This window comes from Celeribacter indicus (assembly GCF_000819565.1).
Lineage (GTDB): Bacteria > Pseudomonadota > Alphaproteobacteria > Rhodobacterales > Rhodobacteraceae > Celeribacter > Celeribacter indicus.
Map to the genome: position 1 here is coordinate 4,209,758 of NZ_CP004393.1, position 23,701 is coordinate 4,233,458.

At 65.1% G+C, this 23,701-nt stretch carries 21 protein-coding genes; 10 read left to right on the top strand and 11 right to left on the bottom strand.

Features of this window, described 5'->3' with window-relative positions; translation table 11 throughout:
• Positions 1-121: 121 nt before the first annotated feature.
• From P73_RS26835 to P73_RS20645, 5 genes are read right to left on the bottom strand one after another with little or no spacing between them, the layout of a single operon-like run.
• Positions 122-1,921, bottom strand: coding sequence for an amino acid ABC transporter permease/ATP-binding protein (locus P73_RS26835; RefSeq protein WP_074743105.1), 1,800 nt, complete (start codon positions 1,919-1,921; stop codon positions 122-124).
• On the bottom strand, positions 1,918-2,541 hold the full coding sequence (locus P73_RS20630; RefSeq protein ID WP_052453474.1) for a GNAT family N-acetyltransferase: 624 nt from the start codon (positions 2,539-2,541) through the stop codon (positions 1,918-1,920). The genes P73_RS26835 and P73_RS20630 overlap by 4 nt, the downstream gene beginning before the upstream one ends.
• Positions 2,534-3,733, bottom strand: coding sequence for a M20 aminoacylase family protein (locus P73_RS20635; protein WP_043871021.1), 1,200 nt, complete (start codon positions 3,731-3,733; stop codon positions 2,534-2,536). The genes P73_RS20630 and P73_RS20635 overlap by 8 nt, the downstream gene beginning before the upstream one ends.
• A 10-nt stretch (positions 3,734-3,743) precedes the next feature.
• Positions 3,744-5,084, bottom strand: coding sequence for an LLM class flavin-dependent oxidoreductase (locus P73_RS20640; RefSeq protein ID WP_043871022.1), 1,341 nt, complete (start codon positions 5,082-5,084; stop codon positions 3,744-3,746).
• A 13-nt stretch (positions 5,085-5,097) separates the two neighbouring features.
• Entirely contained in the window at positions 5,098-6,081 is a 984-nt protein-coding gene (locus P73_RS20645; RefSeq protein WP_043872044.1) for an MsnO8 family LLM class oxidoreductase, read from the bottom strand.
• Between the two features lie 593 nt (positions 6,082-6,674).
• Here P73_RS20645 and P73_RS20650 point away from each other — a divergent pair.
• Both P73_RS20650 and P73_RS20655 read left to right on the top strand, forming a co-directional pair.
• A complete protein-coding gene (locus tag P73_RS20650) occupies positions 6,675-8,804 on the top strand; it encodes a TonB-dependent receptor domain-containing protein (RefSeq protein ID WP_158401962.1) in 2,130 nt (709 codons plus the stop codon).
• Positions 8,805-8,889: 85 nt separating this feature from the next.
• Positions 8,890-9,633, top strand: coding sequence for a HugZ family pyridoxamine 5'-phosphate oxidase (locus P73_RS20655; RefSeq protein WP_074743107.1), 744 nt, complete (start codon positions 8,890-8,892; stop codon positions 9,631-9,633).
• Between the two features lie 154 nt (positions 9,634-9,787).
• Here P73_RS20655 and P73_RS25780 read toward each other — a convergent pair whose 3' ends face one another.
• On the bottom strand, positions 9,788-10,204 hold the full coding sequence (locus P73_RS25780) for a hypothetical protein (RefSeq protein WP_139267077.1): 417 nt from the start codon (positions 10,202-10,204) through the stop codon (positions 9,788-9,790).
• A 60-nt stretch (positions 10,205-10,264) separates the two neighbouring features.
• On the opposite strand from P73_RS25780, the gene P73_RS20660 reads away from it, so the two are divergent.
• Complete coding sequence (locus P73_RS20660; protein WP_245629203.1) at positions 10,265-11,800, top strand: multicopper oxidase family protein; 1,536 nt, start codon at positions 10,265-10,267, stop codon at positions 11,798-11,800.
• Positions 11,801-11,930: 130 nt separating this feature from the next.
• Here the strand turns inward: P73_RS20660 and P73_RS20665 are convergent, their stop codons facing one another.
• Positions 11,931-12,548 carry a TetR/AcrR family transcriptional regulator gene (locus P73_RS20665; RefSeq protein ID WP_043871024.1) on the bottom strand — a complete coding sequence of 206 codons (618 nt, stop codon included), beginning with the start codon at positions 12,546-12,548 and terminating at the stop codon, positions 11,931-11,933.
• A gap of 75 nt (positions 12,549-12,623) precedes the next feature.
• Here P73_RS20665 and P73_RS20670 point away from each other — a divergent pair, with 75 nt between their 5' ends.
• From P73_RS20670 to P73_RS20700, 7 genes are all read left to right on the top strand, one after another.
• Positions 12,624-13,031 (top strand): VOC family protein, encoded by a 408-nt coding sequence (locus P73_RS20670; protein WP_043871025.1) that lies wholly within the window; start codon positions 12,624-12,626, stop codon positions 13,029-13,031.
• A gap of 123 nt (positions 13,032-13,154) precedes the next feature.
• On the top strand, positions 13,155-13,994 hold the full coding sequence (locus tag P73_RS20675; RefSeq protein WP_043871026.1) for a MurR/RpiR family transcriptional regulator: 840 nt from the start codon (positions 13,155-13,157) through the stop codon (positions 13,992-13,994).
• Between the two features lie 202 nt (positions 13,995-14,196).
• Positions 14,197-15,246 (top strand): TRAP transporter substrate-binding protein, encoded by a 1,050-nt coding sequence (locus P73_RS20680; protein ID WP_043871027.1) that lies wholly within the window; start codon positions 14,197-14,199, stop codon positions 15,244-15,246.
• 60 nt (positions 15,247-15,306) lie between these two features.
• A complete protein-coding gene (locus P73_RS20685; RefSeq protein WP_052453477.1) occupies positions 15,307-15,930 on the top strand; it encodes a TRAP transporter small permease subunit in 624 nt (207 codons plus the stop codon).
• Positions 15,927-17,213, top strand: a complete 1,287-nt coding sequence (locus P73_RS20690; RefSeq protein WP_043871028.1) for a TRAP transporter large permease — start codon at positions 15,927-15,929, stop codon at positions 17,211-17,213. The genes P73_RS20685 and P73_RS20690 overlap by 4 nt, the downstream gene beginning before the upstream one ends.
• Positions 17,214-17,242: 29 nt before the next feature.
• Entirely contained in the window at positions 17,243-18,277 is a 1,035-nt protein-coding gene (locus tag P73_RS20695) for a DUF6282 family protein (RefSeq protein WP_043871029.1), read from the top strand.
• Positions 18,274-18,972: an aspartate/glutamate racemase family protein gene (locus P73_RS20700; RefSeq protein WP_052453478.1), complete on the top strand. Its 699-nt coding sequence runs from the start codon at positions 18,274-18,276 to the stop codon at positions 18,970-18,972. Before P73_RS20695 ends, P73_RS20700 begins: the two co-directional genes overlap by 4 nt.
• A 70-nt stretch (positions 18,973-19,042) precedes the next feature.
• On the opposite strand, the gene P73_RS20705 is transcribed toward P73_RS20700, so the two are convergent.
• From P73_RS20705 to P73_RS20720, 4 genes are all read right to left on the bottom strand, one after another.
• Positions 19,043-19,804, bottom strand: coding sequence for an SDR family NAD(P)-dependent oxidoreductase (locus P73_RS20705; RefSeq protein WP_043871030.1), 762 nt, complete (start codon positions 19,802-19,804; stop codon positions 19,043-19,045).
• Positions 19,805-19,860: 56 nt separating this feature from the next.
• Positions 19,861-20,397 (bottom strand): tripartite tricarboxylate transporter TctB family protein, encoded by a 537-nt coding sequence (locus P73_RS24615; protein ID WP_052453480.1) that lies wholly within the window; start codon positions 20,395-20,397, stop codon positions 19,861-19,863.
• A gap of 26 nt (positions 20,398-20,423) precedes the next feature.
• Complete coding sequence (locus P73_RS20715) at positions 20,424-21,935, bottom strand: tripartite tricarboxylate transporter permease (protein WP_052453481.1); 1,512 nt, start codon at positions 21,933-21,935, stop codon at positions 20,424-20,426.
• Between the two features lie 112 nt (positions 21,936-22,047).
• Entirely contained in the window at positions 22,048-23,019 is a 972-nt protein-coding gene (locus P73_RS20720) for a Bug family tripartite tricarboxylate transporter substrate binding protein (RefSeq protein ID WP_043871032.1), read from the bottom strand.
• Positions 23,020-23,701: the final 682 nt, after the last annotated feature.

Sequence of the window (23,701 nt, forward strand, 5' to 3'; positions counted from 1 at the left end):
TTGGGATCGTGCGCCCCCGGCCCGGTGCCGAGGGCGAACCGGAACAGGGAATATCGGGGATGCCGGGATGCGCGAGGACCGGAAGGCGGGCGCCCCTTTCGCCAGTCCGCGCGCGCCTGCCCTACAGGACCTTGGCGAGGAACGCAGCGGTGCGGGAATGTCTTGGATGCGTCAGGATCTGCGCCGGCGCGCCGGTCTCCACAACCCGGCCCTGTTCCATGAAGACGATGCTGTCGGCCACTTCTCGGGCAAAGCCGATCTCGTGAGTGACGATGATCAGCGTGATGCCGGAACGGGCAAGCTCCTTGATCACGTCCAGCACCTCGCCCACCAGTTCGGGGTCCAGCGCGCTGGTCGGCTCGTCGAACAGCAGCACCTTGGGCTTCAGCGCCAGCGTGCGGGCAATGGCCACCCGCTGTTGCTGGCCGCCGGATAGCTGGCGCGGATAGGCATTGGCCTTGTCGGCCAGGCCAACGCGTGCCAGCAGGTCGTGCGCCTGTCTTTCCGCCTCGTCACGGGACAGGCCACGGACGGCAACGGGCGCCTCGGTGACGTTCTGCAACACCGTCAGATGCGGGAAGAGGTTGAAGTTCTGAAACACCATCCCGACTTCCGTGCGCCGGGTCAGGATCTCGGCCTCCTTCAGTTCGTAAAGCGTGTCTCCTTCACGGCGATAGCCGATCAGCTCACCGTCGATGGCGATGAAGCCCCGATCCACGCGCTCAAGGTGGTTGATCGTGCGCAACAGGGTCGATTTGCCCGATCCCGAAGGTCCGATGATCGCCGTCACGCTGCCCGCGGGCATGGTCAGGGTCACGTCGTCCAGCACGGTCAGAGCGCCGAAGGACTTGGTGACGCCGCGGATCTCGACCGTACCGCCCTGCGGCAGGCTTGCGGTCCAGTCCCCGGCGGGCTGCACGGCCTGCCCGCCATGCGGGACCGGCTGCGGCAGAGGCGCCGCCGAAGGGTAGAGGCTCACCAGTCCCAGCCGGGCAAGGACCAGACGGAAGGCGTTGGGCGGCAGGGTCCGCAGGGCGCCACGGGCATAGTGACGCTCGACATGATACTGGATGACCGACAGGACCGAGAGGATGATCAGATACCAGACCGTCGCGACCATCAGCAGCGGAATGACCTCCAGGTTGCGGCGATAGATGATCTGGATGGTATAGAACAGCTCCGGCAGGGCCAGCACGTAGACCACCGAGGTGCCCTTCGCCAAACCGATGATCTCGTTGAAGGCCGTCGGCACGATCGAGCGCATCGCCTGCGGCAGCACGATCCGGCGCGCCTGGTGGCGCCGGGGCAGGCCAAGGGCGGCGGCGGCCTCGTGCTGGCCCTGATCGACCGACAGGATGCCGCCGCGGATCACCTCGGCCGAGAAAGCGCCAAGGTTCAGCGTCAGCCCCAGCACAGCGGCCAGGAAGGGCGTCATCAGTTGCGTCGTGGACCAGCTTGCAAAGGTGATGTCGGTGAAGGGCACGCCAAGCGCGACGGTTTCGTAAAGATAGCCCAGGTTGTTCAGGATCAGCAGCAGCACGATCAGCGGAATCGAGCGGAACAGCCAGATGAACCCCCACGCCACCGCGACCAGCAGGGGCGAGGACGACACCCGCGCCAGCGCCAGCACCGTCCCCAGCGCAAAGCCGAACAGCGCGCCAAGCGCGGTCAGCAGCAGGGTGCGCCCCAGCCCGACCAGAACGGGTTCCGACAGGAACCATTCCGCGAAGACCGGCCATCCCCAACGCGGATTGCCAAGAACCGAGTTCAGCGCCGCCAGCAGCACGATTGCGGCAGCAATGGTTCCCAGCGTGCGCGCCAGGTGGCGTTGCGGCACGACATTGAGACGCGAGAAGTCCTGTCCCAGCCGCGCCTTGGTGCCGTCGGGGGCGGAGGAGCGGCACAGATCGGTAATGCTCATGCGATCCGTCCCGCCGGTTGCGCCACAGCGCCGGCTGTCGAGGTCGAGGCCGCCTTGCGCGCGGCAACGGCACGGATCGCGGCCTCCGGCGTTTCCGCAGGCTGGCGCAGCGGTGCTCTGCCCGGCTGACCTGCAAGGGCACCGATATGTTTTTCAAACGGCAGGGTGCCGTAAAGCTCGGGCGGAACCTCCGGGTCGTAAAGCGGGCGGTAGCCGAGCCGCAGGTAAAGCGCCTGAGCCTCGGGCTGGCGGAAGCCGGTGGTCAGGTAAAGCCGCGTATAGCCCAGTTCGGCCGCGCTATCCTCGAGCGCCTCGACGATGCGGCGTGCAAGGCCCTGCCGGCGCAGGTCACTGCGTGTCCAGATGCGTTTCAGCTCCGCCGTATCCTCGTCGAAGCGCATGAAGGCACCGCCGCCGATCGTCTCGGCGTCCCGGATCAGCAGGAGGAAGGCGCCATGCGGCGCGGCGAAGGCCTCGGGCGGATAGCGGAACAATTCTTCCCGCGCCCCGCCCTCGCTGAACAACGTGCCATAGCGGCTGTCATATTCGCGGATCAGATCCTCGACCAGGGGTCGGGCGCGGGGGTCCAGGGGGCTGGACTGGATGATCTGGTCAGTCATCGGTCTCTCCTGTCAGGAAGCGCTCGGCCAGCGCGACCCAGAGGGCGGCGGCGGGCGCGATGATGTCGTCGTTGAAACGGTATTCCGGGCTGTGCAGCGGGGCGCTGTCGCCATTGCCGACGAAGACGAAGCTGCCGGGACGGTGGTGCAGGTAATGGGCGAAATCCTCGGAGGCGGTGCGCGGCCGGAAACCGGGGATCACCGCATCCGCGCCGAAACTGTCCTGCGCGACCTGCCGGATCAGCCGGGTTTGCGTGCCGTCGTTGATGACGCTTGGAAAACCCGGTATCTGGCGGATATGCGCCCGCGCGCCATGCGCGGCGGCGGACAGTTGCGCCAGTTCCTCCACCCTGTCGCGCAGGCGGATGCGCAGATCGGCGTCGTAGCTGCGCAGGCTCAGGCTCAGATCGACATGGTCCGGGATGATATTCGAGGCGCTGCCTCCATGGATCGAGCCGACCGTCACCACCGCCATTTGCAGCGGATCGACATTGCGCGACACGATGCCTTGCAGCGCGCCGACCACCTGCGCCGCCGCAACGATGGGATCGACGGCCAGATGCGGCTCGGCACCGTGGCCGCCCCGGCCCGCGATGCGGATCTCGACACGGTCGATCGCGGCCATCGCCCCGCCCTCGACAAAGCCGAAGCGCCCGGCCGGTTCTCCTGGCCAGTTGTGCAGGCCAAAGATCGCATCGACCGGATGATCGCGGAACAGGCCCTCGTCGATCATGCGTTGCGCGCCCGCGCCGATTTCCTCGGCGGGCTGGAAGATCAGCCGCAGCGTGCCGCGAAACCGCCGCGTCTGAGACAGATGCCGCGCCGCCGCCAGCAGGATCGCGGTATGGCCGTCATGGCCGCAGGCATGCATCACCCCCGGCACCCGGCTGGCATAGTCCAGCCCGGTGGCCTCGGTGATCGGCAGCGCATCGATGTCGGCGCGGATGCCAAGCCGCGGACCGGAGCCGTTCTCCAGCGTGGCGACCAGTCCGGTTCCGGCGAGGCGGGAGACCCGGAACCCCCATTGCGACAGCAGCCCGGCGACCAGTTCCGCCGTCTGCCTTTCGTGGAAGGCCAGTTCCGGCTGGGCATGAATCTGGCGGCGCAGCGCAACGAAATCTCCGATCTGCGCGGCAATGGCGGATGGAACGGCCGGTTCGGCCCCTGCGGCAAGCGGTGCGGTGACGGTCATGGTCGATCCCTCAGCCTCTCGCGGCGCGTGCCTGCGCCTGGGGCCCGGCGTGACGGCTGACCTTGAACGGCAGGCCCAGGTGGTCGCGCAGCGTTTCGCCCGGCAGATCGCGGCTGTAGCGGCCGCGCGCCTCGAGTTCCGGGATGACCAGCCGGATGAAATCCTCCAGTCCCTCGGCCGCAACCGGAAAGCCCAGGATGAACCCATCGGAAGCGCCCGCATCGATCCAGCCGATCATCTTTTCGGCCACCTCTGCGCCGGTACCGATGAAGGTCGGGCGCGGCGTGGCGGTGGCCAGCGCGACCTCGCGCAGGGTCAGTCCCTTTTCACGCGCCTCCGCCTTGATCCGATCCGTGGTCGAGCGGAAACTGTTCCGCCCGATTTCGCCCAGGTCGGGAAACGGCGCGTCCGGGTCATACTGGCTGAAATCGTGGTGGTCGAAATAGCGGCCCAGATAGGCCAATGCCTCGTCGAGGGTCAGCAGCGCGCGGATCGCGTGATATTTCGCTTCGGCCGCCTCGCGGGTTTCGGCCACGACGGGACCGATGCCGGGATAGATCTTCACGTCGTCGCGCGACCGGCCATGCGCCACCGCGGCATCCTTGACGCGAGTGGTAAAGTCCCGCGTTTCCTCGAGCGAGGGCGAATGGGTGAACACCGCATCGGCATATTTTCCCGCCAGCACGATCCCGGCGTCGCTGGAACCCGCCTGGAAGATCACCGGCTGCCCCTGTTTCGACCGCGGCGCGTTCAGCGGCCCCGCGACCTCGAAGAACCTGCCCTTGTGGTTGAGCGCATGAAGCTTCGCAGGGTCGAAGAACTGCCCGGTCTGCCGGTCGCGGATCACCGCATCGTCGTCCCAGCTGTCCCATAGTCCTTGCGTCACCGCGAGATATTCATCGGCGATCTCATAACGCAGCGCGTGTTCGGGATGGGGGCGGGAATAATTCAGCGCCGTCCCTTCCAGTGGCGTCGTCACCACGTTCCAGCCCGCGCGCCCGCCCGAGATCAGGTCCAGCGAGGCGAACTGCCGCGCCACCGTGAACGGATCGGAATAAGAGGTCGAGACCGTGCCCGCCATCCCGATCTTCCGCGTCGCCACCGCCAGCGCCGACAGGATGGTCAGCGGCTCGAAACGGTTCAGGAAATGCGGGATCGACTTTTCGTTGATATAAAGCCCGTCGGCCACGAAGGCGAAGGCGATACCCGCCTCTTCGGCCTTGCGCGCCTGGCTGACGTAGAAATCGAGGTTCACGCTGGCATCGGCGGGACCCGCGGGATGCTTCCACGAATTCATGTGGCCACCGGCGCCGTGCAGCATGATGCCAAGGGAAATCGGTCTTGCGCTCATGTCACTCTCCTGTTCAGGCCGCGGCCTGCCTGGCGTCCCGCGCGATCAGTCGGATCGAGCGCAGCCGCGCCTCAGCCTCGGGTACGGGCTGGTCTATGATGAATTCCGTAACGCCCAGATCCTGCGAAAGGGCGTGCAGTTCGGCATGGACCTCATCGGCGGTTCCGGCGATGACGGTCGGGGTCTTGGCCTCGATCCGACGGATCCCGGCCCCGTATTGACGGGCGTATTCATGCGCCCCCTCCTCGGATTGCAGGTTGACGGCATGTCCGTCCTCCAGCGTCAGCCGCACGAAGCCCAGCCCCGCGACACGGTCCTCGGCCTCGGCACGGGTCGGCGCGGCGAAGGCCTGCACCGCCAGCAGCGGACGATGGCCCGCGATCGCCTCGAAGCGGGCAAGGGCTTCCAGCGTATTGGCGCGGTCGCCGTCCTGATGGCCGGCATGGACAAAGTTCCAGCCCAGCCTTGCCGCCTGTTCGGCGCTGGCGGGGCTGCCGCCCAGCAGGAAGGGTGCGGCGGTGGTCGTGGCGCGCGGGTGGATTTCCGTCCCGTCGCGCTGACCTTTCAGCCACTCGCTCAGCTCCTCGATCTTGCGGGTGACGGCCTGCGCGCTGCCCTCGGCCAGTTCCGATTGCAGCGCGCGCGTCGCCAGCGGCAGGCCCCCCGGCGATTTGCCGATGCCGACGTCGATGCGGCCCGGCGCCAGCGAGGCCAGTATCGAGAACAGCTCGCCCAGCTTGTAGGCGCTGTAATGCTGGATCAGCACGCCGCCGCTGCCCAGGCGGATGCGCTGCGTCAGCGCGGCCACATGGGCAATCAGCAATTCCGGCGCGGCGCTGGCCAATCCGGGCTGACCGTGATGTTCGGCGAACCAGTAGCGATGATAGCCCAACTGATCGGCCAGCCGGGCGGCCTCTGTCGAAACTGCCAGGGCATCCGCGCCGCTGCTTCCCGGTGCGACAGGGGATTTGTCGAGCAAACTCAATCGGTAGGTCAATTTCTTCTCCATCAGAGCGCAAATAAACGATATTGTCGGTCGATTTTTTGTAAATAGACGGAAACCTGCCTTCTGAACGCCGAAACAGGAAGAATCCTGTCGCCTCGGGCTGTGGGGCAGAAGATCTCCTGAGAGTGCCGGATAGCGGGTGGACAAGGCGCCGTGAGACATGAAGCGGGACGGCGCGCTTTCAGCCGCAGGTGAGTCGCGACCGACGAACGGGGTTGGAACCACGACTGAGACCGCAGCTACCGTGGTCGAAAAAGGACATGATGGAAGGTGTGGCGGCCGGCTGGCTCCCGATCCATCCGCGAGCAGACCAGCGCCTGCTCCGCTACAACGGCGCCGCCTGTTCGATGAGGCATCGGCACCAGCGCAGGATTATGCCGCAAAACCCGAGAGGCTTTGCCATAATGTCATCCCACGAGTCAGGACCAACCGTCCCGAAGGAAGCCTGTTGCGAAACGGTTAACAAATGCGTTAAGCCTTATGCGCACAACAGACCTTCCGAGACAGTCGAAAAGGCGGGCGCTCCGCGCCTCCTGCGAACGATCCAGGGAAATTTTATTTCTCGAGAGTCGCAGGAGACGATAATGTCGCATGTAATGCGTCCGCTTGGACGTGCCCTCTATCTTGCCTCGGGCGCAAGCCTGCTGGCGCTTTCCCCTTCCCTCCTCATGGCCCAGTCGTCCGGTGGTTCGGCCGTCACGCTCGATCCGATCGTGGTCGACGGCGACGCAGACACCGCGGACACCGAAATATCCTCCGAAACGCTTCAGACGAGGTATTCCGGCAATGCGCAGAATGCGCTGAACGCCATCCCCGGCGTGTCCACCCGTCAAAGCTCCAGCCAGCCGGGGATCGAGGTCAACATCCGCGGCATGTCTGGCTATGGCCGGGTGAACGCGATGATCGACGGGGTGCCGCAGAGCTTCAAGAACACGGCAGGGCATGAAGCCTCCGGCGGCAGCCTGCTCTATGTCCATCCCGAATTTCTCAGCGCCCTCGAGGTCCAGCGCGGGGTCGTCGCCGGCGCGGCCGGATCCGGCACGCTGACGGGCTCTGCCGACTTCCGCACCCTCACACTCGACGACGTCCTGCTGCGCGGGCGAACGGAGGGCGGGATGGCGCGCCTGAAATTCGGCGACAACGGATACAACTATTCGGGCCTCCTGAGCTACGGCAAGCGGTTCGGCGGGCTCTGGGGCGGCGACGGGCATGTCGATGTGCTGATGGGCTACGCCTATACCGACGAGGACGACTATGCCACGGGAGACGGCGGGGAGCTGAGCAGCGACCGCTCCTCCGTCAACACGCCCGAAGGCAAGCTCGCCAAGATCGAAATCGCGCCGAACGCGGCGCACAAGCTGAGCTTCGGTGCCCGATGGTATGAGAACACCTTCGAGAATTCGAGCTATACATGGGATGTCGACAACCGGACGTGGACGGCGGATTACGAATACGCGCCAGGCAGCGATCTGGTGAACCTGAAGCTCTCCGCCTATTACAACGAGACCACCCTGTTCTATCCCGGAACCGGCGGCTCCTATGCCGGTCGGGAGACCGAGGAGGAAACCACCGGCATCTCGCTCACCAACAGGAGCCGCTTCGGCCTCGCCGGCGGCGCCGATCTCGTCCTCGACTACGGCCTGAGCTGGACACGGGACGATTTCCAGACCCATGCGATGCGGGGCGGCAACCATCCGGGCAAGCTCGACAAGGCGAGCCTCTTTGCGGAGGGCGAGATCGACTACGGCCGGACGGTCCTGTTCGGCGGGCTGCGCTATGATCACTGGCGGGTCGATGGCTACCGCCCGCCCTATCCCTCCGGCGTGGCCGATTGCCCGGCGGGCGGTCCGTCCTGCGGCGATGAATGGGTGACGCGCGACGGCGGGGAACTTCTGCCGAATCTCGGCATAAGCCACGACCTGACGCCGGATTTTACCGTAAGCGCAAGCTATGCGCAGACCTTCCGGCCGCCGAGCACGCATGAGATGTTCTATTCCCTCGTTCCCTTCGGCGACGGGGTCGGCTCCGGCATGACCAACAACCTCTCCCTCGACCCCGAACGCAGCCGCACCTTCGAACTGAGCGGGGAATACCGGCAGACGGGCCTGCTCTCGGCGGGCGACGAAGGCTGGTTCAAGCTTTCCGCCTTCCGCAGCAGGATCGAAAACTATATCGTCAACGATTTCGTCGAGATCCCCGGCGATCCGAGCAGCCGCGCGATGTGGATCAACACCGACGGCACCACGACGATGGAGGGGCTCGAATTCGAGGGCGGCTATGACAGCGGCAGGGTCTACGTCAACCTCAGCTTTTCGATCAGCGACACGGACGACCAGCCCGTCGCGAACGGCACCGGGATGGGCAATGGCCTGACCTCGGCTCAACCGGACCGGATGGCGACGCTCGATCTCGGACTGCGGGCGCTCGACGAACGGCTGACCCTCGGCAGCCAGATCCGTCACACCGGCTCGACCGTCCAGGCGGCCTTCGACTGGACGAGTTATCCCGACGGGGCCTACCTGGAAAAGACCAGGAGCTACACGCTCGTCGATCTCTACGGCAGCTACGCCGTGAGCGAAGGGGCTGAGCTGTTCTTCTCCGTCGAGAACGTCTTTGACAAGTCCTACGGGTATCCCGGCGGAAGTGCCGCGGGCTATCAGGAAATGGCGGGACGAGGACGCACCTTCATCGCTGGCCTCACCACGCGGTTCTGATCCGCCGGGCGCGCTGCCGCCCGGCCATGGCGTCGGGCAAGCCAGCCGGAAGGCCAGCCAGCCAGACCGATACAGGAGACCGATCATGTCGCACTCAATGCATCTGAAACGCGAAGCGCCGCTCGACACGGCCCATGTCGAACCCTTCGGTGCGAAGGCCCTGGCGCAGCGGATCCTGCGCACCACGCGCAACATGGCGCTGGCCACGCTGGACCGCCACGAGGGGTTTCCCTACAGCACCGTGACGAATTCCTCCGTCGAACCCGATGGATCGGTGGTCTTCTATGCCTCCGAACTCAGTCACCATACCCGCAATATTCTCGCGGATCGCCGCATTTCGGTGACGCTCTGTCAGAGCGAGGGTCTGGATGTGCTGAGGGACCGGCGCCTGACCCTGATCGGCGAGGCGCACCTGCTGGAGGGCGAGGCCTTCGACCGCGCAGGTCGCCGATACCGACGCAAATTCCACCGTTCGTCGAAATACATGGATCTCAGGGATACGCGGCTGTTCCGCCTCGACGTCTCCGCGACGCTGCTGAACGGCGGGCCCGCACGCTACGCGGATGACCTGACTGCGCAGGACCTCCGCGTGCCCCTGGAAGGTGCGGAAGAGCTCCTGCGCGCGGAAGAGGATCTGATCCGTCGTCTTGAAAGTCCGTCGGGGAAAAGCCACGCGATAACGGCCAATATGCGGGGAGCGAAGGGACGGTGGCGCATCGCGACGATTGATCCCGAGGGCATTGACCTCGCCTCGGAGAGGGAATTTCATCGCCTCCTGTTTCCTGAACGGGCCAGAACCCCGGATGACGTGCTGGCGATGCTGCACTGACCGGCGGTTTCGCCTGTGGCGCAGGTCTTTCCCGCGGAGCGAAACGAATGGCGGACCGATCACCGGCTCTTCATGCGCGGTCACGGGAAGGCACGTGCAGTCGGATCGACCGTTCCTCACGCCGCCACATTGTCGTGTGGACGCTTGATTGTGATCAATCCAGCCCCGACGGCGGTGGTATACAGCACGACTGCCGGTAGGTGAGAGAGAGATGATTCGGCTCGTGACACTCATGGGATACATGCAAGCGGCGCTTGTTACCGCCGTTGTATTCGCGCTGCTCGGGCTCGGCGCGGCGAGCGCCCGGACGCCGCGGTGTGACGATGTCACCCCATCGTCCGGCCATGTGAGCCACCTCCCTGCGGGTCACGATCACCGCGACCTTGCGCGGCCGGACGGCGGGACCGGCAAACCCGATGTCCGTCACCCCGAAGGAAGCTGTGCATCTTCCTGTGCCCTCTGCCTTGAGGCGCTTGACATGACGGGTCTGCATGCCCCCGAGCCAGCCGCCACACCGCACGACATGAAACTGCCCGATCATCGCAGCGGCATCGCGCTCGGCCCGCCTCACCGGCCTCCTCGAACCTGATCCGACGAACGCCCGACATGCGCGGGTTTCCAGACGCGCCCCATGGCGCAGTTGATCAGATCGCCTGTGCAAACAGGCACCAAGAGGACCAGACCCATGAACAGACGTGATTTCCTGACGAGGACGATGACCGGCGCAACAGCCCTGATGGCCGGCGGAGTCCTTCGCCCCGGCCTCGGTTGGGCACAGCAGACCGGATCCGCACAACCGATACGACTTGCCGTTGCGCGTCGGACGATCGAGGTGAACGGCCGCGCCGCGGAGGTTTTCGGATTGCTACAGCCAAACGGCATCCACGGGGTGACCCTGGACGCCGGAAAAGCGTTCGACGTCGAGCTTGTAAACGAGATCGAAGACCCCACCCTCATCCACTGGCACGGCCTCACCCCGCCCTGGGAGGCGGACGGTGTGCCCGACAATCCTCTGCCCCAACTGGCCTCCGCGAACCGTCACCGATACAGCTTCCCCGTCGGGCGTGGCGGCACGCACTGGATGCACGCGCACACGTTGCAGGAACAGAACCTGCTCGCCGCGCCGCTCATTGTCCGCACCGCGGAGGACCGGGCGCGCGACGAACAGGAGGTCGTCATTCTCCTGCATGACTTTTCCTTCGTGCCCGCCGAGGAACTTCTGGCACAGCTTCAGCGCGGCACGGGACATGGCGCCGGGCATGGTGCAGCCATGAACCACTCCACGATGGAAGGCATGCCGGCGATGGATCATTCCGCCATGGGCCACATGCCGACGCACGGTATGACGGATAGCCCGACCGCCGGGATGGACCTGAACGACATCGACTACGATGCCTATCTCGCGAATGACCGGACACTTGACGACCCGGAGGTCGTCCGTGTCGAGAGGGGTGGCCGCCTCCGGCTTCGGATCATCAACGGCGCGACGGCGACCGGCTTCACCATCGACACGGGAATCGTCGAGGGAACGCTGATTGCCGTCGACGGTCAGGATGTCGAGCCGATCGTCGGCACGAATTTTCCAATCAGCATGGGACAACGGCTGGATATCCTCCTGACCCTTCCGGCGGGCGAGGGCGCCTATCCCGTTCTGGCGCTGAGGGAGGGCGCGGTCGAACGCACCGGCGTGATCCTCGCGACACCCGAGGCCACCGTTCGCCGGATCGGAAGTTCAGGCGAGACCGCCGGCCCGATCGTCGGCAGCGCACTTGAGAAGCGGCTGCGGGCAGGTGTTCCGCTCTCGGCAAGACAACCCGACCGGCAGTTCAGCCTGTCCCTGACCGGTCAGATGGAGGGATATGCCTGGGCCATCGAGGGAGGAGACGATCTTCGTGTCGGCCAGGATGAACGCATCGAGATCACGATGCGAAATTCTTCCATGATGTCTCACCCCATGCATCTGCACGGTCACCACTTCCAGGTGATCTCGATTGACGGTGCCAGGCTCTCCGGAGCGGTTCGCGACACCGTTCTCGTGCCTCCCGGCAGCACGATGACGATTGCCTTCGACGCTGACAATCCGGGGAAATGGCCGTTCCACTGTCATCATCTGTACCACATGGCAACCGGTATGATGTCCTACGTGATTTATGAGGATATGAGGTGATGTGCGCTCCGCAATAGCGCCTCGTTTACCCGGAAGAACGGGTCCGGCGTCCTTCGGGACGCCGGCTGCTCCGAGGGCACGCTCATGGCAGGTTGACGATCACGTCGCGGGAGATGTCCGTCCTGATCGCTCAGTGGCTGATCTCCGGCCGGATCGCTACCATAGCCGTTACTCCCGCCCGTCCGAGCTCTGCCACCGCGCGAAGATCGTTCTCGGTCGCGCCATCCTTCGCCTGCACGGCGATGCCTTGAAGGACAGCGCACAGGAACCGGGCCGCCTCGGCGGACCGGGTCGGCGTGAACCAGCGACGCAATTCCTGATCGAGGCGCACGGCCGTGTCGCGGCGGCGGGTTGCCAGCTCACCCGCCAGGTCGCAATGATCGGGGTGGCATGCGAGCAGGCCCGTGGACACCATGCAGCCGCGCTCGCCGTCTTCGCCCGCCGCCGTGTCGATCGCCCGGTCGAACAGACGCGACAGAGCCTGATCGAGGGTCAGGTTTTCCCCCTCCTCCTGCAACGGAAAGAGTGCGGTCCCCGTCGCGTAGCGGTCCACGGCTTCGCGATAAAGTCCGGCCTTGCTGCCGAACGCCGCATAAAGGCTCGGGGGCGCCACGCCGATCGCGTCGGTCAGCATGGCCAGCGAGACGCCTTCATAGCCGTGCCGCCAGAAGAGGCGCATGGCAGTCGCGATCGCCTCATCGCGGTCGAAGCCGCGCGGGCGACCGCCCTTGTTCGCCTTCTGTTTCATAGTGACCACTAAAAATCCGTTGACCGGCAACCGTCAAGAGGGATATTTTTTATCGAACGCTAAACAAGGTGCAGCATGATCCTAAAGACCTATGCACGGATGTTTTCCGCCGACTGCGACGCGACTCTCGCCACGCTCGAACGGCTTCACGGGCGAAAGCCGCATATCCGCTTCCGCTTCGGCGCGTGGGACCTGGCCGGGATCGGCGACATGTTCGTCGTGGCCGGAACCGAAGAGTCACTGGCGCCCATCCGGGACAGTCACGGCCCGGTCATCGTGCGCGACATAGAAGCTGTCGAAGCGGAATTGCTCGCCTGCGGTGCGACGATCACCCAGCCGATCGTCGATGTGCCGACAGGCCGGATGCTCTACGCACGCCACCCCGACGGCCTTCACGTCGAATATGTGGAGTGGACGGATGACCTCGTCGAACGGCTTGTTCGCGCCCCGCAGCGCGAAGGGCGATTGTCGTCGGAACTGTAACGCGCGCTCCTGTGCCGTGAGGAATGTGCGGGCAGGTCGCTCCGTTTCCGCCAGATTGCAGCCGCGGCTGGACATTCGCTGACGGCTCGGCCATCCTTGAAACGATTGTTTCAGGAGGGTCCGTTGGAGAATTCGAAGCCGTTCACGAACCGTCTGAACGAAAAGCTCGAGACCCTGCATCCGGCCGAAAAGCGCCTCGGGCTTTTCCTGCGCGACTTTCCGGGCGAGCTGGCCAGCTACTCGGTCGCGGAACTCGCGGATCTCGCGGAGGTGTCGAAGGCGACAGTCTCCCGCTTCATCCGCAGGCTCGGCTATGCGAGCTACGAAGAGGCACGGCACCAGGTGCGGGCCGAACGGGAAACCGGATCCCGGTTCTACCTCTCCTCCCGCGAGCAGGGCGAGGGCCCGCGGTCGATGTCGAAACATTTCAACCAGGGCATCCGAAATCTGGAACGGACCTTCGCCGGTCTCGACGAGCAGACCCTGACGGACATGACGGCGGCCTTCTTCGGGGCGAGAAAGATCTGGGTGCTCGGCTTTCGCGCCAGCAGACCTCTGGCAGCCTACCTCACATGGCAACTCTTGCAGGTTTTCGAGAATATAACGGATATTCCGGGTCAGGGCGAAACCCTCGGGGAGCATCTGATCAGTCTCGATCCCGGTGACCTTGTGGTGATGTTCGGGCTCCGGCGCCGGGTGGCGATACAGGAGAAGATCACGAGGGCGGTCGCCGCAAAGGGCGCGACACTCCTCTACATCACCGACGAGGGCGCACCCGATGAGCCTGCGGCCAGATGGCAGGTCAGATGCCATACGGCCACCGCCGGCTCCCTCTTCAACCATGTCGCGGTCATGGCGGTCTGCCATCTGATCGCGGACCGGCTCATCGAGGCCTCGGGACGCGAGGGGCTGTCGCGGCTGCGCGGCATCGAATCCCTGAATACGTCCTTCGCTGAACTCTAAGCGCACAATCTTCGTGCATTCATGCCGGAGGAGCGCCCGGCAAACAGGCGGCACATGTATCCGGCCGTGAAACAAATGTTTTTCGCCTGCGTCCACCTTGCACAATAAGAAACAAATGTTTCACATCCTCTGTAATGGAAGAAACGAATGTTCCGCCATCAGAAGGGACGGGACATCCGAAGCAACCGAACGGAGTACGTGCATGAAACCTTTCCTATTCGCCTGCGCCGCGGCGGGGTCGACGCTGCTCGCCACCGCAGGCCACGCGCAATCTGCCGACGTCACCCTCAGGGTGGTCGGTCAGCCGGTTCAGAACATCCTCTACACCCAGGGGGAAACGCCCTTCTTCGCCGAAACGCTTCCGGCGCTGTCGGACGGCAGGATCGCGGCCGAACTCATCTCCGCGGAGCAGCTCGGTCTCTCCGGCGGAGAGGTCACCCGCATGTTGTCGAACGGCGCGATCGAGTTCGGGAGCGGCGGCCTCAATCAGGCGGTCGGTGATGCGCCCAGGTTCGAAGGCTGTGATCTGCCGGGGCTCACCGGCACGCTCGAGGAAGCGCGCGCCGTCTGCGACGCCTATCGCCCGGTGCTCGAGAAGACGCTCGAGGAGGATTTCGGCATCAAGCTTCTCGCGCTCGCGGCCAATCCGCCCCAGGCGATCTGGTGCAGCGATCCGGTTTCCGGGCTTGACGATATCCGGGGCAGGAAGATCAGGATCTTCGGGCAGGCGCTGACCGATTTCGTCAACGGTATCGGCGCGACGGCGGTCGCCATCCCCTATGCGGATGTCGTGCCGGCCCTCCAGAACGGGGTCATCGACTGCGCGATCACCGGCACCCTGACCGGCAATACGTCCAAATGGTTCGAGGTGGCAGGCTATCTCTATCCGATGAGCCTCGGCTGGGCGGTGCAATACTGGGGGGTGAATCTGGACCGCTGGAACGCGCTGAGCGAAGACCAGCAGGAGCTGATCGAGGCAGCCTATGCCGATCTCGAACCGGTTCTCTGGGACCTTGCCGCCAGGGCCACCGCCGAGGGGATCGCCTGCAACTCCGGGGAAGGCCCCTGCGAACTGGGCATCGAGGCCGACATGACCGTCGTGGAAATCAGCGAGGCCGATGCCGAAACGCGGACCGCCGTCATCCGTGACAGCATCCTGCCGGCCTTCGCCGGACGCTGCGGGGCCGACTGCGTCGCGGACTGGAACGACACCGTCGGCAAGGCAACCGGCTTCGAACTCGCCGCAGAGTGACTTGCACAGGCCCGAGCCCGGCCATCCCGGCCGGGCGGCGGCGCCATCAACGGAGAATGGATGATGGATCGCATCGCAAAATCCGATCTTGCCCCGCCGGAACGGCCGGACACGGAGGACGTCCCGACCGAACGGCTCCTGTCCCTGACGCAGGGTTTGTCCCGCACCCTCGCCCTGGCGGGCGGCTTCCTGATCCTCGGCGCCGGCGCGCTGGTCGCCGTCGAGATCTTTGCCCGCAAGGTGCTCGGCGGATCGACGGGGATCGCAGACGAGCTCACGGCCTATGCGCTCGCCATCGGCTCGACGATGGCATTCCCCTACTGCCTCGTCGAACGCGGCCATATCCGGGTGGATTCCGTGGTCCGGTTCCTGCCTCGCCCGCTGCGCACGGCGCTCGACCTTCTGGCGCTCGCCTCCATCACCGGCTTCTTCGCCGTGGTGGCCTTTCATGCGGCCGAGACCGCGCTTGTCTCGTTCGAACGCGGCGCGCGCGCAGTCACGCTGCTTCAGACGCCCCTCTTCATCCCGCAGGGTATCTGGGCACTGGCCTACGTGATCTTCGTGCTCACAGGCATCGCCATCTTCCTCGTCGCGGTCTCCCGGCTGATCCGCCGCGATCCGAAAGGCGTCAAGTCACTGATCGGACCCCGGTCCGGCAAGGACGAAGCGGAGGCACATCTATGATACAGGTCACGATCATCCTGCTCCTGGTCCTGGTCGGGCTGAGCCTGCCGGTCGCCGCGGCCATGGGCCTTCTCGGCCTCGCCCTGACGGAAAGCTACAGCTTCCTCCCGCTCGCCTCCGCGATGGGCGACATGGCCTGGTCCACAAGCACGAAATTCATCCTCCTGGCGATCCCCCTCTACATCCTGATGGGAGAGATCCTTCTCCGCGCCGGTGTGGCTGACAGGATGTACGGGGCCATGGAGGCCTGGATGTCCTGGCTTCCCGGAGGGCTGATGCATTCCAACTTCGCCTTCAGCGGGATATTCGCCGCGACCTCGGGCACCAGTGTGGCCACGGCCGCGACCGTCGGGACCGTGGCGATCCCGCAGATCGAGAAACAGGGCTACAACCGGTCCCTGTTCCTCGGCACACTGGCGGCCGGCGGAACGCTGGGCATCCTGATCCCGCCCTCGACGAACATGATCCTCTACGGCCTGCTGACGGAAACCTCGATCCCGCGGCTCTACCTGGCCGGCTTCCTGCCGGGACTGCTTCTCGTGGCATTGTTCATCGGCGCCACCCTCATGATCTGCTGGCTGGTGCCCGGCACGCGCGGGACGCGGACACGTCACGGCTGGTCCGAACGGTTCCGCACCCTGCCCTCGCTGATCGCGCCGCTCGTCATCTTCCTCCTCGTGGTGGGTTCCATCTATGCCGGCATCGCCACGCCGGCGGAATCCGGGGCGCTGGGACTGATCGCGGCCCTCGGCATGGCCTGGAAGAACCGCCGCCTGAACTGGCCGATGCTCTGCGAGGCGCTGCTCGCGACGATGCGGACGACCGCAATGTCGATGGCCCTGCTCGTCGCGGCATATTTCCTGAACTTCGTGATCGGCAGCATCGGGCTCACGGCGCGGATCAACCAGCTCATCGTGGATCTCGATCTCACCCCCTACGCGCTTCTTCTGGTCGTCGTCGTCTTCTACTTCGTCCTCGGGATGTTCATGGACACGCTGACGATGATGGTCGCGACGATCCCGATCATCGCGCCGAGCATCTTCGCCGCAGGCTTCGATCCCGTCTGGTTCGGCGTCCTGATGATGATCCTCATCGAGATGGCCATGATCACGCCTCCGGTCGGCCTCAACCTCTTCGTCATCCAGGGCATCCGCGAAGAGGGCGAGATCTCCGAGGTCATGATCGGCGCGCTGCCCTACGTCTTCACCATGCTGGCCTTCATCATCCTCATCACAATCTTTCCCCAGATCGTCCTGTTCGGCCCGGATCTCCTGTCGAACTGAACGGTCATGTCGCCAAACCCGGAGTCTCCATGACGATTGAGAATGAAACGCCGGACTGCCGGTCCTACGACCTGCCGGACCGGTTGCTGCACGGCGCGATCGACACCCATATCCATAGCGGGCCATGGCTCAGATCCTGCCCCGGCCGCATGGATCCCTTCCAGCTCGCCGTCGCGGCGAGAGAGGCCGGACAGCGCGCCGTGGTCTTCTACGACCATACCTTCGGCAACAGTGCCGGCACGGCATGGATGGTGTCGCGCCAGGTGGATGGGATCGAGGTCTACGGCGGCCTCATCCTGACCACCTGCCTCGGCGGGATGAACCCGCGCGCCGTCAAGACGGCGCTGCATTACGGCGCGGGCGCGAAATTCATCCACTTCGGCGCGCATTGCACCTATTACATGGCAAGCCACGAGGGCCGGATGATCAACGGCGCGCCCGTTCCCTTCAAGGATCTCTATCCGAAATTCGCGCAGGAAGAACTGTCCCGTGCGATCCGCATTCCGCTGGAGGATCCGATCTCCCCGGAACTCGACGAGATCCTCGACCTGATCGCGGAACGGCCCGACGTCTACCTCGTCACCGGCCATCTGTCCGGTCCCGAGGCCATCCGCCTCTGCCGGCTCGCGCGTGACCGCGGGATCGCCCGCATTCTCGTGTCCCATCCCGCACGGGCCCGGCTGTCGCTGGCCGAACAGAAACAGCTTGCTGCCGAGGGCGTGTTTCTGGAGGCCTGCTGCTCAGATTGGCTGTTCCACAAGGGGCTGCGCCGCACGAATTACTATGTCGAGCCGGAATGGGCCGACGAGATCGCGGGCATCGCCAGCGAACCGGCTTTCGACGGCTTCGTCGGCTGGGCGAAACAGATCCGGGAAATCGGTGTGGAGCACTTCGTCGTCGGCACGGATTACGGCATCCGTTCGGCCCCCGCGCCGGTCGAGGGCATGAGGCTCCTCGCGAGCTCGCTTCTCGATCTCGGCTTTCCGGTGCAGGACATCCGGCGCCTGATCCGGGACAACCCCGAGCGCCTCCTCGGCCTGTCGCCGGAGCGCGACACCGCATGACCCGCACGCACTCGCCCGCCCCCGCGGATCTCGCCCGACAGACGCTCGGACATCTCCTGCTCCTCAACCCGAACACATCGCGCCTCACCACCCGCCGCATGCTGAGAGCCGCGCGGCAGGGGCCGGGCGCCGGCCTCACGATCACGGCGAGAACGGCCGCCTTCGGCACGGCGCTCATCACCGATGACGCCGCGCTTCGGACGGCCGAGGAGGCGGTTCTGGACATCGCCGCCCTCCCCCTCGATCCGCCGCCCGATGCGGTGGTCGTCGCCGCATTCGGAGATCCCGGCCTTGACCGGCTCCGGTCGCGGTTTTCCTGCCCGGTGATCGGTCTCGCCGAAGCCAGCATGACCGAAGCCGCAGCCGGGGACAGACGGTTCGCCGTGGCGACGACGACGCCGCTGCTTGCCGAGGCGATCCGCCGATCTGCCGTCCACTACGGTTTCGGCGCGCTGCTGACCTCCGTCCGCACAACGAAGGACGATCCCGACCGCCTGATGGAGGATCCCCCCGCCCTTCAGGCCGCATTGTATCGGGAGGTCGACCGTGCCGTGAACGAGGACGGCGCCGAAGCGGTCGTCGTGGGCGGCGGCCCGCTCGTCAGCGTGGCGCGCTGGCTGTCACGGGAATTCTCCGTCCCGGTGATCGAACCCGTTCCGGCGGCGATCCGGGCCGTCCTGCGAGCACTCGGCTGAGGTGCGGGTATGAAGCAGCGGGGCCGGTCGGATCGAAATACAGCCCGGCGACCGGCCATCGAGCCGGCGCTCACGCCGTATTCCCGCCGTCCACCGGATAGGTATGCCCCGTGATCCAGTCCGCCTCTCCGGACAGAAGGAAGAGGACCGCCTTCGCGATATCCTCGGGTTTTCCCAATCGCCCGAGGAGCTGTTCCGACGCCCGCTCCCGCAAGACGGCATCGGGGTAGGCCGCCGATTGCACATGCGCGCGGAATGCGTCGGTCATCGTGGGCCCCGGCGCGACGCAATTCACGCGGATGCCGCGGTCCCCGAAATCCGCGGCCATGGCGCGGGTCAAGGCCACGATCGCCCCCTTGGCGGCGGAATAGGCGGCAAGGTTCCTCCGCGCGGCAAGGCCAGCGGCGGAACTGAAATTGACGATCGCTCCCGACCCGGAGGCCAGCATCGCGGGCAGCACCGCACGGCTCACCAGATAGGTGCTTTTCACGTTCAGAACGAAGGTCCTGTCCCAGTCCTCTTCGCTGCAATCGGCGACCGAGGTGGCGCTCACGATCCCCCCTGCCGCATTCACCAGTCCGTCGATGCGACCGAACCTCCCGGTCACGCCATTCACAAACGCCTCGACCAGTTCGGACGACGTGACATCCACCCGCCCGGCCAAACCCCGACCGCCGGCCTCCTCGATCGTCGCCAGCGTCTCCGCGGCCGTGCCGGGGTCGATATCCCCGACCGCGACCGTCGCCCCCGATGCGGCCAGCGCCACACAGCAGGCCCGGCCGATGCCGGCCCCGCCGCCGGTCACCACAACGACTTTTCCCTCTAAGGACATGTCCTTCCTCCCTCGCTCCAGCTCGCACCCCATGCCCTGACCGGGCACAGGCGCCGTCATTCGAGCAGCCGCATGATCAGCGGATCCGGCCAGACGACATGCATCAGCGTGTCGTAGAAATAATAGGACGCCGCCACCAGCAACACCGCCGCGATCGCCGCCGGCAGCCAGCGCGCCGTTCCGAAGATCCGCAGGAATGCGATGGTCGCGATGGCGACCGCCGGCAGGAAACCGATGATCACGATCCCGATGTAGAAGGCGACGAGCCAGGAGAAGAACATCAGCATCGGCGGGACGAATGCGCCAAATGTTTCATCATACTCGTCGGGCCCGGCATCCTCGCCCTCTCCCTCCACCGTGTCGATATCCTGCGCAGGACCGCCCTCGGCCCGCCCGGTCTCTCCGCCTTCGGGAACCAGAAGATCGCGCAGCACGACCGCCCCGGTCATCACCACCCCGAAGATCGAAAAGACCATTGGCATGAGCGCGGAATAGAAATTCCAGTCCGAGATCGTGATCCAGACGAGCGAGAACACCATCACGAAGAAAAGGAACAGGTCGAACAGAAGACGCGTCAGGCGTTCGGCACGCATGGTGAAATCCTTTCGATGGTGTCAGCTCAGCACTTGGCCGGATGGTTGCGCCTGCGGTTGCGGTAGATCGGCCTGATCGTGCCGTTGACGAAGACGAGAACGAGGATCAGCGCCAGAACCGCGGAGATCGGCCGGAACAGGAACTCATATCCGAACATGCGAACCGAATTCACGAGATTGCTTTCGATGATCGAGCCCAGCACGAAGCCGACCAGCATGGGCGGACGCGGCCAGCCGAACTGGCGCATGAAACAACCGACAAGGCCGAGCACCATCAGCATGATCATGTGTTCGGTCACGTTGCTGAAGGCATAGGTCGACAGCATCACGACCGGCCCCATCACGCCCACGATCCAGAATCCCGGCACCATGGTCAGCTTCGCCAGATAGCGCGTCAGTCCGAAGCAGATCGCCGTCCCGACGATATTGGCGATCACCAGCGACCAGATCATCAGCATGCTGAGGTCGAGATGATCCCGCAGCATCGCCGGTCCCGGCGCGATGCCGGCGATCAGCAGGGCGCTGAAGACGAAGGCCATGGTGATGCTGCCCGGAACGCCGAAGGCGAGGGTGGGAATGAGCTCCCCGCCCTTGCAGGAATTGTTCGCGGATTCCGGGGCGATGACGCCACGCACGTCGCCCTTGCCGAAGGTCTCGCTGTCGCGCACCGTCGCCCTGCCATGGGCATAGGCCACCCAGTCGGCGACCGCGCCGCCGAGGCCGGGAATGAAGCCGATCCAGGTGCCGATGGCGCTGCACCGGATCACCAGGAACCAGTTTGCCGCCACGTCGCGCACGCCCCGCATCTGCGCGGCCCAGAGGTTCTTCGGCAGAGCGACGTTGGAGATCCGTGCCCCGCTCCGGCTGAGCGTGATGAGTTCGGGAATGACGAACAGCCCGTAGGCCACGGCGATGATGGGAATGCCGTCCCACATGATCGGCTGGCCGAAGCTGAAGCGCGGAACCGCATGGATCGGGTCCCGCCCGACCATCGCCAACATGACGCCGATCGCCCCGGAAGCCCAGCCGCGCAGCGGATCGCCGCCGCCGATGGTCCCCACCGAGGCGATCCCGAGCATCGCCAACAGGAAGATCTCGGGCGGGCCGAACGCGAGGACCAGCGGCCGCAGGATGGGAATGGAGACGGCCAGGACCAGAGCGCCGAAGATCCCGCCCAGCGCGGAGGCGAAGAAGGCCGCTCCGAGCGCCTCCGCCGCGCGCCCCTTCCGCGCCATGGGATAGCCGTCGACCACCGTCGCCGCCGCGGCCGCCGTCCCCGGCACCCCCAGCAGCACCGCCGGTATCGTGTCGGAGGTGGTCGTCACCGCCATGAGGGCGATCATCATCGCGAGGGCGGGTCCGATGTCGAGGGTGAAGGTCAGCGGCAGGAGCAGGGACAATCCCACGATCCCGCCCAGTCCCGGCACGATTCCCAATGCCAGGCCCATCACGACGCCGGCAATGATATAGCCGATGCTCGGCCAGGCCAGGGCCTCCGAAAACCCGGCGAAAAACGCAGTCATTATGTCGGCGGACATCTTCTATATCCTCATGACGTGAACCAGCGACCGAGGGGCGTGGTGCCTGCCGATCATGCAGGCACCGCAGGACGTCCGTCCGCCCCTCCCTGCACGGGAGCCGACGAACGGCCTAGCCGCCGTGCTCCATGTAGAGATCGTTGTGCTCCGAGATGATCTCGTAGAGGCCTTCCTGCTGCGTCTTGGTCTGTTCGCCCGGAACGATCTCTTCGATGATGCCATTCTCGCGGGCCCAGGGACCGATCTCCGGATCCTCCAGAAGCTGACCCAGCCTCTCGTTCAGGCAATCCAGCGTCTCCTGCGGCGTGTCGACGGGCGCGAACCACATGCGCGAGACCGAGTTCGTCCCCCATTCCTCCGGCATGCCCAGTTCACGATAGGTGGGCACGTCGGGCAGGTTCGGCAGCCGCTCGTCGCTGTAGACGAAGAGGACGCGCATCGTTCCTTCCTCCACATGCTCCATTGCCGTCACGCTGAGCACCGACGACCAGAGCTGCGCGTCGCCGGACTGGATGGACGCAATGATGGGAGCGAAGGAATCGAAGGCCGCCGTGGCGATATCGGCGTCGTGCTCCGACAGGTCCACGACGATCGGCATGTCCATCGTCAGCTTGTCCCAGCGCACGATGACGAGCCGGTCGTCGCTGTTCCGCACGTCCTCCCAGGTCTCGTAGCCGGAGTCGACGCTCGTCAGCACGCCGATGCTGGGCGTACTGATCCCGAGGAACACCGGAATGTCTCTGACATCCCAGGGGAACGAAGGCTCGATGAGCTGGTCCAGATAACCCGTGCTCGGCATCAGGCCGATGACATTCCCGTCGGGACGGGAGGACAGGACCTCATCGACCCCCAGAAGGCCACCCGCCCCCGGCAGGTTCTGCACGACGACATCGACGCCGAAATACTTCTCCCATTGGTTGGCGGCCGCGCGTGCCAGGACGTCGAATGCGCTTCCCGCTCCGGTGGTCACGATAAGCCGCATGTCCCTCGACGGTTGCCATTCACAGGCGTCCTGCGCCTGTACCGGTGCCGTCAGCATGGCAATGGAAAACCCCAGCCCGATCAGGCCACGTCCCCGAAACATAGCAATTCCTCCCTCTTGCTTTGCATCGTTATTTGTACGTGTACGCACTATAACTTTCACCATACGCTCGAATTGCGTTTTGTCAACGAAAGCGTGTCAGGCCGCAGACCGCGGAAAACCAGGAGCTCTCCGCCCCACGCACGCAACTATCTTTCAAGAAAAGAGGGAAACCCGGAACAAGATAGGTCTTCATCATTGAATCTCACGCCGGAGAAACGTGGTCTCGCAGATTCCCAGTCACGTTACTAATACGTATACGTAATAAATTTGACTGATTTCATACCCAATCATCGCCACAGAAATCGCCCCCGGAAGCCGCTTCGGAATTGACCCGCAATCGCCGCCGCTCCGACGACTAAGTCAAGGCAGCCATTGACTTGCCCCTCACCGCCGCCCGCTCCGGCCATTCCGCAACATCCCCGGCGCCCCTGCCCCCGAACTGGTCATGGCGACCGTCCCGGCCCCGGCCGGATAGCGCGGGACCACGCCATATGTCGGCGGCTTGCGCAAGCTGTTTCAGGGGAGACGCGGGAGCCGCTGTTTTCCATAGCGTCACGCTGTCAGGCAGGCACCCCATGCGTGCGCCCCGGCGAAAGAGCGACGCCCGTTCGGGGCCGCCAGAAATAAGGGAGGCCGGACTGATCACATGCGAACGCCCGGCGGGACGTCCCGCCGGGCGCAG

Bases quoted from the DNA above. Each gene is read 5' to 3' on its own strand.
- P73_RS26835 (WP_074743105.1), bottom strand. From the start codon at position 1,921: ATGAGCATTACCGATCTGTGCCGCTCCTCCGCCCCCGACGGCACCAAG.
- P73_RS20630 (WP_052453474.1), bottom strand. From the start codon at position 2,541: ATGACTGACCAGATCATCCAGTCCAGCCCCCTGGACCCCCGCGCCCGA.
- P73_RS20635 (WP_043871021.1), bottom strand. From the start codon at position 3,733: ATGACCGTCACCGCACCGCTTGCCGCAGGGGCCGAACCGGCCGTTCCA.
- P73_RS20640 (WP_043871022.1), bottom strand. From the start codon at position 5,084: ATGAGCGCAAGACCGATTTCCCTTGGCATCATGCTGCACGGCGCCGGT.
- P73_RS20650 (WP_158401962.1), top strand. From the start codon at position 6,675: ATGTCGCATGTAATGCGTCCGCTTGGACGTGCCCTCTATCTTGCCTCG.
- P73_RS20655 (WP_074743107.1), top strand. From the start codon at position 8,890: ATGTCGCACTCAATGCATCTGAAACGCGAAGCGCCGCTCGACACGGCC.
- P73_RS20660 (WP_245629203.1), top strand. From the start codon at position 10,265: ATGGCGCAGTTGATCAGATCGCCTGTGCAAACAGGCACCAAGAGGACC.
- P73_RS20665 (WP_043871024.1), bottom strand. From the start codon at position 12,548: ATGAAACAGAAGGCGAACAAGGGCGGTCGCCCGCGCGGCTTCGACCGC.
- P73_RS20670 (WP_043871025.1), top strand. From the start codon at position 12,624: ATGATCCTAAAGACCTATGCACGGATGTTTTCCGCCGACTGCGACGCG.
- P73_RS20680 (WP_043871027.1), top strand. From the start codon at position 14,197: ATGAAACCTTTCCTATTCGCCTGCGCCGCGGCGGGGTCGACGCTGCTC.
- P73_RS20685 (WP_052453477.1), top strand. From the start codon at position 15,307: ATGATGGATCGCATCGCAAAATCCGATCTTGCCCCGCCGGAACGGCCG.
- P73_RS20690 (WP_043871028.1), top strand. From the start codon at position 15,927: ATGATACAGGTCACGATCATCCTGCTCCTGGTCCTGGTCGGGCTGAGC.
- P73_RS20695 (WP_043871029.1), top strand. From the start codon at position 17,243: ATGACGATTGAGAATGAAACGCCGGACTGCCGGTCCTACGACCTGCCG.
- P73_RS20700 (WP_052453478.1), top strand. From the start codon at position 18,274: ATGACCCGCACGCACTCGCCCGCCCCCGCGGATCTCGCCCGACAGACG.
- P73_RS20705 (WP_043871030.1), bottom strand. From the start codon at position 19,804: ATGTCCTTAGAGGGAAAAGTCGTTGTGGTGACCGGCGGCGGGGCCGGC.
- P73_RS24615 (WP_052453480.1), bottom strand. From the start codon at position 20,397: ATGCGTGCCGAACGCCTGACGCGTCTTCTGTTCGACCTGTTCCTTTTC.
- P73_RS20715 (WP_052453481.1), bottom strand. From the start codon at position 21,935: ATGTCCGCCGACATAATGACTGCGTTTTTCGCCGGGTTTTCGGAGGCC.
- P73_RS20720 (WP_043871032.1), bottom strand. From the start codon at position 23,019: ATGTTTCGGGGACGTGGCCTGATCGGGCTGGGGTTTTCCATTGCCATG.